Origin of the sequence: Nocardia grenadensis (assembly GCF_050942415.1) — a bacterium.
GTDB lineage: Bacteria > Actinomycetota > Actinomycetes > Mycobacteriales > Mycobacteriaceae > Nocardia > Nocardia grenadensis.
This window is the reverse complement of record NZ_CP192054.1, coordinates 1,768,843-1,785,690: the sequence shown is the minus strand read 5'-3', so window position 1 is coordinate 1,785,690 and position 16,848 is coordinate 1,768,843. Positions and strand designations below refer to the sequence as shown.

General features: G+C 66.1%; 6 protein-coding genes. 5 read left to right on the top strand and 1 reads right to left on the bottom strand.

The window, feature by feature from the left end; all coding sequences use genetic code 11:
* Positions 1-11: 11 nt before the first annotated feature.
* Positions 12-3,515 (bottom strand): AAA domain-containing protein, encoded by a 3,504-nt coding sequence (locus tag ACQPYS_RS07995; RefSeq protein ID WP_433492172.1) that lies wholly within the window; start codon positions 3,513-3,515, stop codon positions 12-14.
* A gap of 272 nt (positions 3,516-3,787) precedes the next feature.
* On the opposite strand from ACQPYS_RS07995, the gene ACQPYS_RS07990 reads away from it, so the two are divergent.
* The 5 genes from ACQPYS_RS07990 to ACQPYS_RS07970 all read left to right on the top strand — a co-directional run bounded on the left by ACQPYS_RS07990 (position 3,788) and on the right by ACQPYS_RS07970 (position 16,839).
* Entirely contained in the window at positions 3,788-4,204 is a 417-nt protein-coding gene (locus ACQPYS_RS07990) for an effector-associated constant component EACC1 (RefSeq protein ID WP_433492171.1), read from the top strand.
* Positions 4,201-7,893: a caspase, EACC1-associated type gene (locus ACQPYS_RS07985; RefSeq protein WP_433492170.1), complete on the top strand. Its 3,693-nt coding sequence runs from the start codon at positions 4,201-4,203 to the stop codon at positions 7,891-7,893. The genes ACQPYS_RS07990 and ACQPYS_RS07985 overlap by 4 nt, the downstream gene beginning before the upstream one ends.
* 345 nt (positions 7,894-8,238) lie before the next feature.
* Positions 8,239-13,572: a DEAD/DEAH box helicase gene (locus tag ACQPYS_RS07980; protein ID WP_433492169.1), complete on the top strand. Its 5,334-nt coding sequence runs from the start codon at positions 8,239-8,241 to the stop codon at positions 13,570-13,572.
* A complete protein-coding gene (locus tag ACQPYS_RS07975) occupies positions 13,562-14,587 on the top strand; it encodes a hypothetical protein (protein ID WP_433492168.1) in 1,026 nt (341 codons plus the stop codon). The genes ACQPYS_RS07980 and ACQPYS_RS07975 overlap by 11 nt, the downstream gene beginning before the upstream one ends.
* Positions 14,587-16,839 carry a 3'-5' exonuclease gene (locus ACQPYS_RS07970; protein ID WP_433492167.1) on the top strand — a complete coding sequence of 751 codons (2,253 nt, stop codon included), beginning with the start codon at positions 14,587-14,589 and terminating at the stop codon, positions 16,837-16,839. Before ACQPYS_RS07975 ends, ACQPYS_RS07970 begins: the two co-directional genes overlap by 1 nt.
* Positions 16,840-16,848 lie beyond the last annotated feature (9 nt).

Genomic DNA, 16,848 nt, shown 5'->3' with positions numbered 1-16,848 from the left:
GCCGACTGGAATCACGGGGCCACCGGGTCAGCCCGCGGCAGATGCCGGGCCATGGTGCCGAAGTAACGCTCGCGCGACCATGACCGAAAATCTCCGATCACGTAGAGCCGCCGTTTCGCCCGGCTCACTGCGACATTGAGCAGATTGGGTTTGCTCGCTGCCCACCGCCGGGCACCGGGCCGGGCCGGGTCGCCGCCGAGGACAAGTATCACCACATCGGCTTGTTTTCCCTGCGCGGTGTGGATTGTTCCCGCGGTCAGACCCGGATAAGCCCGGCCACGTCGGCTGATCTCGCGGGCGACATCCCGGAACGGGCTGATGACCATGACTTCCGACATATCGATGCCGAGACCGGTAAGGGAGCGCAGGATCCGATCCAGTTGCCGGCCCTCGTCCGGGATCCAGTGTCCGTGCGCGGTGGCGCCGACCAGATCGATCCACTTGGATTCGGGCAGACTTGGGTAGCTGGTATCAAAACTTTTCGGGGCAGCGGTACCGGTGCCGTTGATCATCAGCCCGTCGTAGGCGATCGAGTTGATGATTTCGAACATGGGAGCATCGCAGCGTCGGTGCACGGTCAGCGGGACACCCACCCAAGTCCAGCCCTCGTCGTCCGGCAGTGAAGTCCCTACCAGGGTGAGGCGGTCGGCGATACGCTGCACCGATGTGCGGCAGGTGCTCCACTGCTGATCCACCTCGAAGGAAGTTCGGATGGCATCCTCGGTGCGGAACGGGAGCGTGGTCACAGGTTCCAACTGCAGGGGATCGCCGACGACTACGGCCCGCCGTGTCCGCCACAGCGCACCGACCGCGTTCTGCGGGGTGGCCTGCCCGGCCTCGTCGATGAGCAGCCATCCGAGTGATTCCCGTTCCAGATGACCGAACAGCCGACCGTAGGACGCGAAGGTGGTGGAAACGACAGGAACCACCAAGAACAAGCTTTGCCAGGCTGCTTGCGCCGCTTCGGCCGAGAGATCGCGGGGGGCTGCACCACTGACGATATCCACGGCGGCCTGCAGATTGCGGCGCATTTCGGTCGGCACCTGCCGGAGGAACGACCGATGCAGCCCGAGGGCCGCCAGCAGTAGTTCGCTGCGTGCGGTGTTCCACTCGGGATCGGTCCAGAGGGCCGCCGACTCCCGACGTATCCGGTCCACCCACCACGCCTCGTCCGGGAAGTACGCACCCAATCCTGCGCCGTCGGCGAGGTCGACGTTCAAAGCCGCGAGTTCGTTTCGCTCCTGCCGGAAGCTTCGCTCGGCACCGGACAGTGCTCGCGCTGCTGCGGCGACTTCCTGTTCGGCGCGCTCCAGAATACGGTTTGCGCTGATCAGCGGCTCGTACGTGATGGACGGTTGAGGTATGCCGGCGGTCGAGACACGGGATGCCGCATCGTATTCGTGCTGGGCGGTGGCGAGTGATTCTCGAGCGAGGCCGAGATCAGTCTGTACCGAGTCCAATTCGGCCTGCGCCGTTGCCCTGGCCTGCGATGCCTGCTGCACCTGCCCGACCATCCACGACCGACGCTGGGACCATTCCCGGCCGGCCTCGCCCAGGGACCACAGCTGTCGCCACCAGCCCGGCCGCAGCGCACGGTGGCCTTCCAGGAGTTCGTCGCGCCGATCGAGCTCTGCGGTCCAGCGCCGCAGGGACTCCTCGGCCCGGACCCGACGACCACCGGCGATCTGCTCGACCTCGCCGCGGCGATCACGAACCGCCCGTTCCGCGGCCTCGCGGCGCTGCCGGGCGGATTGCTCGACAGCGGTCTGTGGTGCGCGGGCGAGTCGTTCTGCTTCTCGAACACATTCCTGCGCGGTACGCCATGTAGTCTCACGTTCTCCGCGAGCCGTCTCCGCTCTCGCGGCGGCCGCCGCAAGCTCTTCTGTGATCTCGTCGATCCGACGCTGCACCTGCCGACGCCGGACGACCTGCGCATAGACGTCACGCCTCGACCGGCGGATGGATTCGACCCGGGTTTGGGCAGCTCGGAAGGCAGCCACCGCTTCTTCCCAGGTCTGCTCCGGAATTTCTGCCTCGTAGCTTTGGAGAATCGACAACAGCCCCTGCCGATCCTGCTTCTCCTCGGCTTCGGGCTTGTGATACCAGAACGTGTCCACGAATCGCCGGCGATTGGTTTTGTTCCCGAGCCGCGCCGCCAGCAAGGCCCAGCCGTCGACCTGCTCGGCCGGGCTCGTCTCCGGTGCACGCTGCACCGCAGGGTCGGGCGCCAAGAGCGCGGTGGCTATGTCGGAGAAGTAGTCCACCGCCGCGGCGGCGTCCCGCCACCCACCGCTGATCGCGTCCGCCGCGGGGATCTCATCGGTCACATTCTGGACGGCGCCGTTGTTCGAGGAGGCCACCACGATTTCGAACCCGGTGAGTTCCGGCCGCAACGGACTGACGACCCTGGTGCGGTCCCCGGTCTTCCAGCGCATCCTGTTGTCGGTGAACGCTGCGGCCGGATCGGGCAATGCCGCCAGGCGGGCGGCACGTTCCACCACGAGCGAGGCAATCACGTCACGCAACATGGTGGTTTTACCGGTTCCGGGCGGGCCGTTGACACCGACGATGCCGGAATCGGCCATCCCCAGCGCCGTATTCACGGCCAGTTGCTGAGATAGGGCGAGGGCATGCTCGGGATCGCTCGGCCACCGGCCCGCCGGCACTGTCCCCGGAGAAGTCAGGTCCAGTACGGTATCGATCTGTTCCCGCACATCGATTCGTTGGGCCGTCGAAATTCGGGCCTCTGGGCGCAGATACTCACGTAAGGCTGCGCCGAGGTTCCCCCGGGCCACCTGACCGGCAACCCGGACCAGATCGTCCATAATGAAACTGTTCAGGAAGTCGAGGCCTGCCACCTCGTTCGCGGTGCGCCGCGACACGATCTCGCTCTTGATCCGGAGACCCGCAGCGGAGAGCACACCGCCGATCCCGGCCCCCTGGATCGCTGCGGTCAGACAGTCGTCGAGAGCAGCGTGGTCCAGCACACGCAGGCTCGGCTGTGGTGAATCTTCGGAGGGTGTACCGGCCCGCTCGGCGATGACAACCTTCTGCCAGAGCTCGGTGAAATCCAGACAGGCGTCCTGGAAATCCGCGATCCACTCCGGACCAGGTGCCTCATCACCGATCCGGCCGGTCGCCCAGGCACAACTGGACAGTGTCTCGGAGTCCAGCAATACACAACCGTTTTCGTCGACCATAAACGCGGCAACTGCGCTTTCACCGCTCGGACGCGCATCGTGGCTGTCCGGGTCGGGGTCGAAATGACGGGACAGCACCTCGAAGACTTCGTCGAGGCGGTAGATTCCGGCGTACACGATATGACGCCACGCCTGATTGGAGCGCAGGGAGAGCTGTGACAGCTCATGTGCCGGATCCCATGGCAGCGGTTCATCTGCCGTCACCGGGAAAATCCGCTGCTGCCGATCGACTCGGTCCACCCGCTGCGGACTGAACATCTCCACGGCCTGCCAGAATTCGACGATCGCACCGCACCGCTCGTCCTCCCCACCCACTACCCCACTCCACTCCGTCGACGCGGCCGCCTCTGGGCTACCGATGGTAGTCGCGGGTTGCCGTCGACGCGCAGCCCCTCGCACACCGGTGCAATCGCCTACGGTCGCCGTTGCCGGCATCTTCACCGGGCAATGGACATTGCACCATGTTGTCGGCGCCCGACCGCCGTGAATTCAAAGTTGGCCTGATATAACGTCTTTGGCTACGTATCCTGGTTCAGCCGGGAGGCAGGCGAGCAAATCTTCACCGGATCAGCACAGTAGGGGGCGCCATGACCGATGACCATGAGGGCATCCGCATCCGGGTGATCGCGGGCGACACCTTCAGGGCCGAACGGTTGACCCGGGACCTCCGCCGCACGTTGTCGACGGTCGAAGATCTGGAGGTCGACTTCGCCGGAACCGATCGTACCGATCAGGCAGACGGGGAAAAAGGAGCCGGAGTCGCCGATCTCGCGCTGTCGGCAACCGTCGCGGTACCGGTCGCCACCGCCGTCACCCGTGTACTCGTCACCGCTATCCGCGAGTGGTGCGCACGGGAGCGCAACCGGAAGGTGGAGATCGCCAGAGACGAAGGCGGAAGTATCGTCATCACCGGCGGGATCGACGAACGGACCGAGCGAATCGTCCGTCTGCTCGCAGGAGAGCGGCACGACCCCGCGACCGAATCCGATCGCGAAATGCCATGAACCGGCCGGTACGGCGACGCGCGCTGCTGCTCGGTGTCGAGAACTACGCCGACACCCGATTCGCACCTCTCCCTTCGATCCGCGCCGACCTTTCCCTACTGGGACAGGTGCTGCTCCACCGACATATCGGCGCATTCACCGAAGTACGTCCGGTCATGGACTGCACCGCCGAGCGGATGTGCACCGAGATCGTCGAATTTCTCGGGACTTGCGACGAGGACGAGCTGGCGCTGGTGTACATCTCGGGCCACGGCACCCGTTTGGTGCAGGTGAACAGCGAGTTCCACTTCGTCACCACCGATACCGACTTCGACAATGTCGCGGCCACCGCCGTGGGTGCGCAGTTCGTGAACGATGCGCTCGAATCGTGCCCGGCACCGCAGAAGGTCCTGATGATCGACTGCTGCCAGAGTGGCGGGTTCGCGGTCGGGCTTCGAGCGGCGGACCGGGACGACAGTGCGACCGCAAAGGGCGTCACGACGCCCGCCCCCTCCCCGGTCCTGCGCAGCAACGGGGTGTTCGTTCTGTCGTCGTCTCGTGCTACCGAGGCGTCGTTCGCCGGATCGCCGGAGTCGACCGTTATCACCCCCTCACTTTTCACCGGGGCCGTCGTGGAGACACTGCGCAGCGGCGACGCGGCCCGACCGGAGACCGGCGAGGTCACCGTCGACGATCTGTTCGAGTACGTGAACCAGCGGCTGCGAGTCGATGCCAAGCAGGTTCCGGTCAAATCCGCTGTGCAGGTGGACGACCGGATCGTGATCGCCTCCCGGCCCCAGGGCCCGGCCACGCTGACCCCCGTTCCGCGAGACACAGAGACCGGCACTGTCCCCGAGGTGGTCCCGGCCAAGGACTCCCGGCCGTCGTGGCCTCAGCTGCTCGACTATTACCGGCGTTGTCTGACCACCGGTCGAAGCGAGTTCTCCGTGCTGTCGGTTGCCGAGCACGACGAATCGTACGTCTGCGTGCGCGGCAGCGAATCCTTCCTGTCGGGAACCGTCGAAGAGGACCACCAGGTTCCGGTACCGGACGAAGCGCGGGAGTTCGTCGAGGATGTGATTGCCGCCGACGATGAGCTGTGGGCGGGTTATCCGGCCGTCGTCCTGCAATCGAGCCATAACTCCAGGAACGGCGCCCGGCACCGGTTCGCACCGCTGCTCCTCCGGAAGGTCGAAGTGGTACACAGCGCGGGCGGGACCCGGTTGGAACCGACCGGGCGGATCATCGCTCATCCCGAGCTGATCGAAATTTGCCTGGGCAAGGATACAGCCGCCGATTTCAATGCCGCCTACCGTCCCACCTGGCATGCTCGCCAACCTGCCGCCATGGCCAACGACATCGGAAAGCTGCTCGAATTCGACCTCGGCCTCGCCTGTGTCGAGCCACTGCGCCCGGGCCAACTCGCCGAGTGCATCGATGTCGACACCCCGAACGCGGGAGCCCGCAACGCGGCGGTGCTCTGCCGAGTTCCCAATGGCCCGAGCCCGGTGACGAAACTGCTCGAAGACCTCGACAGTCTCGTCGAACAGGCCCACCGGATACGCGACACCGCGCTCTCGGCTCTGGACCCGGAAACGCCGCACCGCTCCGCAGCGAAAGACACGCCGTTCCAGCTGGTGACTCCTCTGCAATCCAACGAAGCCCAGGAAACCGTCATCCGGTCGGCTATGCGGAACCGACTGACCGTCGCCACCGGACCGCCCGGAACCGGAAAGAGCCAGCTCGTCACCAATCTGGTCGCTACCGCTGTAGCCAACAACTCGACGGTCCTCGTCGCCTCCACCAACAACCGAGCCGTAGACGAGGTGTGGAAGCGGTGCGAGAGTGTCTCCCCGGGAAGTCTTGTGCGCACCGGCAGCCTCGAGTACCGGAGCGGCACCTCCGATGCACTTCGCGGGTTGCTGGCCTTACGACCCACCGAGGGAAATCCGGCCACCGCGATGGCGGCGTTGCGGCAGGCCGAGCACGCGCACAGTGCACAGCGGGACCTGCTGGCCACCATCGGAGAACTCGAGCAGCACCTGCTGATCGCGGGACGCACCCGCCACAATTCGGCCGAGAAGCTCGGTATTTCCATCGTCGACCTGCTGTCACGCCTCGAGCAGAAGCCGCTCGAGATTGCCCTACGCGCGGCGGAGGGTGCGGTGCGCGCCCGGTTCTTCGCCCGGTATCGCCGAGCCCGGCTGCTACGACGCTGGGAGATCCCCGTCGAGGACGACAATGCGCTCGCCGGCCGCTGCGCCACCCTTGCCCAATTCCTGGCGGCCGAGAAGGATTGGCGTACAGGGCGCGCCCGGCTCGAGGCACTACCCGACGACAACGAACTCTCCAGGCGCCTACACACTGCGGAATCCGAGCTTCGGCACACGTCCACGGTTGCGCTGGGGACAAGTACGCGCACAGCCGCCCTACAAGGCAGGAGCCGGATCACCGATCTCATCGAGGCCACCGAGGACGGGCGCGCGTGGCGGGCCGTGCGGGCCGCGCTCCCGAATGTCCGCGGCTGGGCCGTCAGCACCCTGTCGGCGCGCTACTTTCCACCCGCGCCGGCGCTTTTCGACCTTGTGGTCATCGACGAGGCCAGCCAGTGTGCCATCCCGGCAATACTGCCCCTTCTATTCCGTGCTCGCCGTGCCGTGATCATCGGCGATCCGATGCAGTTGCCCCATATCGCCGAGATCGGACCCGAACAGGAAATCCACGCCGCACAGGAGGCCGGTTTCGGGTTGGGGTGGTTGGAGGCCGGCCGAATGTCCTACCGGAGGCATTCCGCCTTTCGAGCCTGCGAGCGGGCCGCGGGCGGCCACCTCCTGCTGGACGAGCACTTCCGATGCCATCCGACAATCGCAGGACTCGTCAACGGTCTCTTCTATGACGGACAGCTGGCCGTGCTGACCGATACGCGCGGCCGCCCCACGATCGCCAACCGTGACGCCATCCACTGGACCCACATCGAAGGCAACGCCGAACAACCGCGATCGGGCAAATCCTGGTTCAATCGCGCCGAAGCCGCAAAAGTCGTCGAGGCCGTCAAGTTCTTGCTACCGCCCGGTGGGGCGACAGCCGATCAGCCCAGCATCGGTGTCGTGACCCCGTTCAAGGCACAGGTGGATATGATCCGCTCCCAACTCGGTAAGGGCTTCGAGCATGTACGGATCGGGACAGTACACACGTTCCAGGGCGGCGAGTGTGACTTCGTCCTCTACTCGCTGGTCGCCGCTCCGAATATGCCGCGAGGTTCGATCAAATGGGTCGAACGCCAACTCAATCTGTGGAATGTGGCGATCACACGTGCTCGATCCCACCTGATCGTGGTGGGTAACCGCGGGTTGTGGTCGGAACGGCGGATCGGTGCTGCACTTCTGAACGCGGCCGTGGGCGTGCAGGAAGATTCCGGAACCGGCTCGGCACCCGACGAATTACAGGACCGGCTCTTCGCCTTCCTTGCCGGTGCAGGCGGCCGGGTTACCTTGCAGCGCGAGGTCCGCGGGCATCTCACCGATGCGGTCGTGGAGGACTCCGCCGGAGTCGAGACAGCTGTCATCCTGGATCGCGGGGTGCGCGAAGGTGTGGATCCGGCACGACATCTCCGACTGATGCTCCGCCATAGGGACATCCGAGCGGACCCCGAACAGCCAATGAGCGCAGTGCGGATCCCGGCGTGGATGCTCTACCGCTCGGGCCGATGACAGCGCAGCCGGCGCCGACTGTGAGGATCGAGCCGGGCAAGACCACTCGCACCGGCAGGCACCCGCTGGGGCAAAAAACCCGTCGTAGTGATCAGAGGCCTGTAACTATTCATCGCGCGGGAACGACCATCAGGTTGCCTCTTCGTGGCGTGTGTGCGGCCCATATCGACGCGAGAACGGTGAATGTTCGGCCGGTTCGGCCGCTCGATCGCCTCGGCGTTGATCCCCGGTCACCCGGCAGGCTTCCGGGCTAACATCCGAAAGAGCGCCCGTCTGTAGAACGACAGGTCAGCGGGCTCAGTACGCACCCGACCAGCCGAGTCGGCCGACGATCGAGGAGCATTTGTGGGGGCTCTCCTACCGACCTTGCAGGCCCACCGGCTGCGTGAAGGTTTGACCGATTACCTCGCGACCACCTTCGCGCTCACCGACCCGGATACCCGGGCCGCGCTCACCGATTTCGTCGGCGATGCCCGGGACGGCATGTTCAAGGGCCCCTATGTCCGGTTACGTCTCCCTTTCGCCCCGGCCCGCGGCAACTGGGGGATGCACCTGGACTGGCTGCCGGACGAGTTCGTACCCTATGGCCATCAGGCCAAGGCGTTCGAGCGTTTGTCGACCAAGTTCCAGGCCCGCCCCCGGCCGACACTGGTGACCACGGGTACCGGTTCCGGTAAGACGGAGTCGTTCCTCATCCCGATCCTCGATCATGTCGTGCGCGCCAGGAAACAGGGCGTCGTGGGGATGAAGGCGCTGATCATCTATCCGATGAATGCGCTGGCCAACGATCAGGAGCAGCGACTGGCGCGGCTGATCGGCGCGCATTCGGAACTGTCGGGTGTCACCGCCGGCCTGTACACCGGCGAGCAGAGCTCGGGCGGGCGAACCCTGGTCTCGGCGGAGGGCCTGATCACCGACCGGCGGCTGATGCACGATTCACCGCCGGACATCTTGCTCACCAACTACAAGATGCTCGATCATCTGCTGCTGCGGCCCGACCGCGCCGCGATGTGGCGGCAGTCGGCGGAATCGCTGCAGTATGTGGTGCTCGACGAGTTCCACACCTACGACGGCGCCCAGGGCACCGATGTCGCGATGCTGCTGCGGCGCCTCGGGTCGGCCGTGAAATCGTATTGGACCGAGTCGTCCCATGCCACGGATGAGGATCGGGCGCGGCCCCTGGGCCGGATCACGCCAGTGGCCACCTCGGCGACGCTCGGCGGTGGGGGCGAGCCGACCGCCATGCTCGAATTCGCGCACACGGTGTTCGGTGAAGAATTCGGAGCGGACTCTCTCGTCGGGGAGACCCGGCTCGAGCTGCCGGAATGGCTGGCAGATCGTGATCCGAGCCTCGACCGCCGCTACCTCCCGATCGCCCCGGCCGCCGAGCAGGCCGTCAGAGATCTCGATGTATTCAGCAGTCACTCCCCGAACAACGCGTATCTCACCGCGGCGGTCCTCGCGACCTTGTTCGAGCGCACCGGCGACGAACATCCGACCTTCGAGGAACTCGCCGCCGAACTGCGCCGCCTCGACGAGACCGAACAACTCGATCTGCTGAAGAAGCACCACTGGTTCGTCCGGTTGCTCAGCGAATCCACCGAAGCGGTCTCCCTGGCCGGACTCGCCGCGAAAGTCCTCTCCGCGTCGTCCGCCGAACGCGATAACCAGCGCGGCCGGGCGATCCGGCAGCGGTACCTGGACTATGTCTTCGCGGCGCTGTCCCATCTGCGGGCCGAGATCGGGCGCTCAGCGCTGAATGTCGATGTGCACCTGTGGATTCGCGAGCTCTCCCGGATCGACCGGGAACTTTCGGCCTCCACCCGGTTCCGCTGGGCCGACGACGGCGACACCGAGGGCGGCGACACCGAGTACGCGTCGGCACTGTTCTGCCGGCACTGCGGACGCTCCGGCTGGGGTGTGCGGCTGGCACCGACCGGATACGCCCTGGACCCGGACCAGTCTTCCGTGCGGGCCCAGCACCTCTCGAATAGTGCCCGGATTCGTGCGTTGATCTCCGCGCCGGTCGAAGCGCAGTTGGAGCCGCCGGTGCCGGATCTGCGGTGGCTGCGGATCGAGGATCGCGAGATCGGTGACGAGCCACCGGATCCGGAAAGCGCGGAAGTGCTGGAGGGCCGGGTGCTGCCCGTCCTCGTGCTGCACGGTCCCGCCGCCGACGACGACTCCACGAAAGATGTGTGCCCGGCCTGCAACAGGGCCGATGGGATCCGCTTCCTCGGTAGCGCGGTCGCCACCCAGCTCTCGGTAGCGCTGTCGAATATGTTCGGGGACGCCGAACTGGACGCCGACGAGAAGAAGGCGCTCATGTTCACCGACAGCGTGCAGGACGCGGCGCATCGGGCGGCTTTCGTCCAGGCCCGCTCGCACACCTTGAGCCTGCGGTCCACGCTGCGCAACGCCTTGGGTGAGAAAGCCTCCGGCGCGAACATGCTGACCCTCACCGAGCTGTGTGACGCGGTGACCGACCGTGCGGGCGACGATCCGACCCGGCGATACCACCTGCTCGCGCCCGATATCGTCGAACGCGACGAGTTCGGGGCGTTCTGGCGGGGCGAGGCGACCGCCGCCAAACGCCGGGAGGCGACGAAGAAGGTCCGGCGCCGGGTGCAGTTCGATATCGACCTGGAATTCGGTCTCCAATCCCGGCTGGGCCGCACGCTCGAGCTCACCGGCAGCGTTGTCGCCGAAGTCGATCTCGGTTCACCGGACCGGGTAGCCCGGTTGGGTGCCCAGGCCCTGGACAGCACCGAATACCAGCAGACGCTGGCGGAGATCGACACCGCGGCGATCAGCCGGTGGGTCCGCGGCACGGTCGAGCGGATGCGGATCCAGGGTGCGATCCGGCATGTCTGGCTCGACAAGTACGTCCAGCGCGATGCCAACCGCCGCTGGGTCTGGGGTGGGCGACCGCTGGGTGAAGGTATGCCCGCGTTCCCCAAGGGCCGCCCCGCTCCCGCATTTCCGGCAGTGGGTGCCCGCGCCGTTCCCGAGGGCTTCGACCCGATCACGGCGCCTTCGTCGTGGTATGCGCTGTGGACATCGCGGTGCCTCGGGGTGGCACCGTTCGACGGTGGGTTCCTGGCCCGCTCGCTGTTCGCCGTGCTCGCCGACGAGCGCATCCTCACCACGGTCAGCACCGAGAAGGCGCTCACCGCCTACCAGCTGAGCGAGGACGGGATCCGGGTCGGCGCGCCGAGTCTCGAGGATCTCGAGGCGGGCCGGCATCTGCTGGTCTGTGGTGTCTGCCAGACCCAGAATCCGGGCACGGCCGCGGTGGCCGCTCAACTCGACGGAGCGCCCTGTCTGCTGAGCCGCTGCCCGGGCACGCTGCACCGCGCCCCGAGATCCGACAATTTCTATCGCAGTCTCTACGACCGCTCGGAGATGAAGCGGGTCGTGGCACGCGAGCACACCTCACTGCTGCCGACGCCGTTGCGGCTGGAGTACGAGACGAAGTTCAAACAGCGCAGTGTCGATCCGACCGCCCCGAATGTTCTGGTCGCCACACCGACCCTCGAAATGGGTATCGATATCGGTGACCTGTCTACGGTCATGCTCGGGTCGCTGCCGCGTACGGTCGCCTCGTATCTGCAGCGGGTCGGCCGGGCAGGCCGGCTCACCGGCAATTCACTGATCCTGGCCTTCGTCCGCGGGCGCGGCGAGCATCTGCCGAAACTGTATGACCCGACCTCGGTCATCTCGGGTGAGGTCCGGCCGCCCGCGACCTTCCTCACCGCCGAGGAAATCCTGCAGCGCCAATACATCGCGCATATCGTCGACCGGCTGGCGCGGCGGCCCGGCGCCCAGGATCCGAGCGAGGCCCGCGCGGTCCTCGGCAGTTTCGACGAAGGCACCTGGATGGCCGGACTGATCGGCCTGGCCGACCTGAAAGCCGACGAACTCGTGGAGGGCTTCCTGGACCAGTTCGGCAGTCTGCTCCCGGACATTTCCCGTGCGGCATTACGCACCTGGGCTACCCCGACCGAGCTCGGCGAGCCCAGCGCGATGGTTCGGCAACTGCGCGAGGCCGTGCATCGCTGGAACCTCGACGTCACCGAACTCACCGAACGCCGGACGGCGGTCGACGCCGCCCTCCCCGAGTTCGAGCAGCGCGCCAACTCCCCCGCGGCCACCGACGAGGACAAACGCGATCTGCGCTCGGCCCGCGCCACCTTGCGCCTGCTCGGCAAACACCTCCACGATCTCACCCACGAACACTGGGTCGGCGTCCTCGAACGCTACGGAGTGCTGCCCAACTACACGCTCCTCGACGATTCCGTGACCTTGGATGTGGGCATCACCTGGTTCGACCCGGAAAGTAGGGAATACCAGGGTGATACGGAGAGCTACCGTCGCGGCGCCCGGGTCGCGCTGACCGAACTGGCGCCCGGTTCCACCTTCTACGCGCAGGGGCTGGCGGTGAAGATCGATGCCGTCGATCTGGGTGCGGGAGAAGCCAATATCCACCTCTGGCGGATGTGCCCGCAATGCGGCTGGGCAGGTACCGGCGTGGTCGCGGAAAACGCGCTGCCGCCGAGCCGCTGCCCACGCTGCGGGACCGCAGCCATCGCCGATGTGAGCCAGCAGTTACAGGTGGTGGAGATGGCGAAGGTGTCGGCGGAAGTGCGTCGCGACGAGGCCGCGATCACCGATTCCCGCGACGAACGCCGGCGCGAAATGTATGCGGTGGTCACCGCGGCCGATATCGACCCGGACAATATCGCCCGCCGCTGGTTCGCGACCGAGTACGACTTCGGCGCGGAGTATCTGCGCCGGATCGATATCCGCTGGCTCAACCTCGGCAAACGCACCTCACAAGGCGGGCGGCGCACCATCGCCGGATCCGAGATCACCACCGGGCTTTTCCGGGTCTGCTCGGGCTGTGGGCAACTGGATCGTATCGCCGGCCGCAATGACCCGCACGAGCATCGCAGCTGGTGCAAGTACCGCAAGGCCGCCACCGAGGAGAACGTCCGCGAGATCGCCCTGGCGCGGACCCTGCGCACCCAGGCGGTACTGCTGCACGTCCCGGCGTTCCTGCGGTACGACTCGTTCGCCTACCCCAGCCTGAGCGCGGCGATCCTGCTCGGGCTGCGTCAGGTGATCGGCGGTTCGCCGGAGCACCTGGATGTCCTCACCATCACCGATGCCCTGTACGACCGGAACCAGCAGGCCCTGCTCATCCACGACACCGTGCCCGGCGGGACGGGCTACCTCGCCGACTTCGCCGATCCGCAGAAGGTGTGGTCGGCGCTGCGCGCTGCGCGCGAGGTCCTGCGCACCTGCTCCTGCGCCGACGAAGCGCGGCTGGCCTGCCACAACTGCCTGCTGCCGTTCACCACACCACACGAGCTGGACAAGGTCTCCCGCAGAACCGCGGCCAAAATCCTCGACTTCATTCTGGGAGCGCAGGAGACGGACCCGGTGTGGGAGACATGGCGGGAACGGATCGTCGAAGAGACGCCGGCGAAACCGGCGGCCAGCGCGGAATCTCCGCTCGAGCGGGAGTTCTACATCGCTTTCCTGAACCGGTTGCGCACCCTCGGGGCCACCATCAAGGAGACACCGGGCACCTATGCCAACAAGGCCACGATCACCGTTCCGGGTAAAAAAAATCCGCACCTGGACCCTCACCCCGCAGGTGCAGATGGGCAATAGTGTCCCCGATTTCGAGTTGAAGACGACCGACCCGGAGGTCCCGGTCATCGCCCTGTTCGCCGACGGGCACGCCTACCACGCCACGGCGGACCACAACCGGATCGCCGACGATGCCCGTAAACGCGCGATTCTGCGGGCGGGCGGAGTGCTGGTCTGGTCGTTCGGTTACGAAGACCTGCAGCGCTTCACGGGACAGAAGAAGCAGGTCGCGCCGTCGTGGCATATGGACAAGCTGGCCAAACTCACCATGAGACAGGGCAATCTCCGGCCCGCGGTGTTCGAGCTCATCAAGGCCGACCCGATCACCCAGTTGCTCCATTTCGTGGACGAACCCGAACTGGAAGCATGGTCGACCGTCGGCCGCTGGTTACCGCTGATGTTCATGCGCGACAGCCGCCACAAGGGTGACAGCGACGAACTGGCCGACTGGGCATTGAACCTGCTCGACGACAAGGACGCGCAGATCCCGGCAGGCCAGTACGCCTGCTGGTCCTATACCGACGGACCGTTGACCGTCACCGCCGCCCTGCGTACGGACAACGCTACGAGTACCGCGGTGCTGCTGCTCGACGACCGCGACGACGGGCGCACGGTCGACCGGCGATCCGCCTGGGAAGAATGGTTGCGATTGTCGAACTGGTTCGGGTTGCACGACGCCCACCTCGTCACCAGCCGTAACCTGCTGACCGACGAAACGCCCACACCGACGACAACCGCCGAGACCGACACCACCGATCTGAGCCCACACTGGCAGACGCTGTACGCGGAGAGCATCTCCGATCAGGAACGAGCGCTCATCCGGGCACTCGCGGCAGCCGGTACCCCACTGCCCACCCAGGGCTTCGAAACCGACGACGGCGAAGTCATCGATATCGCCTGGCCCGGCGCCCGTGTCGGCGTGCTGTTCGATGATGTGGCCGAAGCCGCCGATACGATCACCGAGCTGGGCTGGACGGTCTGTGTCCCGGAGATCGGGCCGATCATGGCGGCCCTGACTGCGAACGGAGTGATGTGATGGCCAATATCGTCATGGCGAACCAGAGCAAATCGCTTCGCGGAATCGACGGGTCGATCGCCCCGCGGGTTTTCGGGTTCCTGGAGAAACTGCAGACCGACGACACCACACCCGGCCTGCACATCGAACCGATCAAGGGTGCCGTGGACCGCCGCGTGCGCACCGGGCGAGTCGGTCTCGAGCATCGGGCCGTGCTCTTCCGCGTGGACCCCAAAGAAGGCGGAACGACCTACGTCTACATGGGAACCTGGCCGCACGACGAGGCAAATGCCATCGCCGAACGCGCCGTGCTGCGCGTCAACCCGGTCAACGGGATCCTCGAGGGCGTCCTCACCGAGCCCGCCGCCCCGGCAGCGCAGACACCGCAGCCGGCACCGGCAGGCGAGCAGGAAGCCACGCAGGGGTTCTTGAGTCGAGCCGGGTTCACCCTCGACGACCTCACCGACCGACTCGGTATCGATCCCGGGATCGCCGAACGGGCCCTGACCGCGGCCGACGATTACGTGCTCAACGATATCGCGGCGGATATCGGAGGGTGGCAGGCCGACGCTCTGCTCGAGCTGGCCTGCGGCACCGCCATAGCCGAGATACGCGAGAAATACCGGTTCACCGAGGCACCGGTCGATACCACGGTGGACGAAGACGACCGGATCATGGAGGCACTCGAGCGTCCGGCATCCAAGATCCAGTTCACCTACGTCGACGGTAACGAGGAACTGCGCCGGGTCATCGAGGGCGGCGATTTCGCGGCGTGGCGGGTTTTCCTGCACCCCGAACAGCGCGCCTACGTCGAGAAGGACTACAACGGACCGTTCCGGCTCTCCGGTGGCGCGGGTACCGGTAAAACCGTGGTGGCGATCCATCGGGCCCGGAACCTGCTGCTGCGCAACCCCGGTGCCCGGATCGTCTTGACCACCTTCAACAAAACACTCGCCAAGAACCTCGAGAGCGACCTGCGCGCGCTCGATCCCGGCCTCCCGATAGCCCCGACACTCGGTGCACCCGGGATCTATGTCGAAGGCATCGACAAACTCGCCAGCGACATCGTGAAACAAGCCGACGATATCGGTCCGGCGGTCGAAGCCGTGCTCGGCGGCCGAGCCGAGGTGCCGATGGCCCGGGCCAGGCAGGACCGGGTGTGGCGGGAAGTCGCGGAGGCGGTGGACAGCGGCCTTGACCCGCGACTGGCTACGCCGTGGTTCCTGGACAACGAGTACACCTCCGTCGTCCTCGCCAACAAGATCACCGGTTTGGAGCAGTACGCGCGGATCGCCCGGCCCGGCCGGGGTGTCCGGCTCACCCGGCCTCAGCGAATCGCGGTGTGGAAACTGGTCGAGGCGTATCGGCGCCGGAGCCGGATGGACGACACCTTCAGTTTTCCCGAGGTGCTGGCGGTGGCCGCGGAGCACCTCCGCCGGTATACCGATGCCGGCGGCGCCCCGATCGCCGATCACGTCATCGTCGACGAAGCCCAGGACCTGCACGCGACCCACTGGCGGATGCTGCGCGCGATGGTCGCCGAGGGCCCCAATGATCTGTTCATCGCCGAGGATTCGCACCAGCGCATCTACGGGCAGCCCGTTGTGCTGGGCCGCCTGGGCATCAAAATAGTCGGCCGTTCCCGGCGCCTGACGCTCAACTACCGGACGACCGCCCAGAATCTGCATCTCGCCATGAGCATCCTCGAAGGCGCCGAGTACCACGACCTGGAGGAGGGCCAGGAGTCGGCACTCGACTACCGGTCGGCTCGAAACGGCCCGAAACCCACCCTCTTGCAGTGTGACTCGGCCGCCGATGAGCTGCAGTCCATAGTGGATCAGATCAAGGAATGGCTGACCGACACCGAAGAAGACCGCGCCACCATCGCCGTCCTCACTCGCGGAATCACCGATCGCAACCAGATGGTGCGCGGGCTCGCCGAACGGGGTATCGACGCACGTTCTCTCGATGACAACCCGCCGGTGCCCGGCCATGTCCAGGTGCTGACGATGCACCGATCGAAGGGAATGGAGTTCTCCCGCGTGATCCTCGCGGGTATCGACGAATCCCATGTGCCTTCCCGGGCCGGTCTCAACGGCGTACCGGAAGAAGAGCGGGCGAACGCGGACCTGCGCGAACGCTCGCTGTTGTATGTGGCCGCGAGTCGTGCTCGGGACCGAGTGGTCGTGACCTGGAGTGGTAGGAAATCCCAGCTGTTGGGCCGGTATCGACAGCCGGCGGCCGCTGGTGGGCACCGGTCCACGCAGGATTGAATCGGCACC

Coding starts and splice junctions, on each gene's coding strand:
- ACQPYS_RS07975 (WP_433492168.1), top strand. CDS start 13,562: ATGGGCAATAGTGTCCCCGATTTCGAGTTGAAGACGACCGACCCGGAG.
- ACQPYS_RS07985 (WP_433492170.1), top strand. CDS start 4,201: ATGAACCGGCCGGTACGGCGACGCGCGCTGCTGCTCGGTGTCGAGAAC.
- ACQPYS_RS07970 (WP_433492167.1), top strand. CDS start 14,587: ATGGCCAATATCGTCATGGCGAACCAGAGCAAATCGCTTCGCGGAATC.
- ACQPYS_RS07990 (WP_433492171.1), top strand. CDS start 3,788: ATGACCGATGACCATGAGGGCATCCGCATCCGGGTGATCGCGGGCGAC.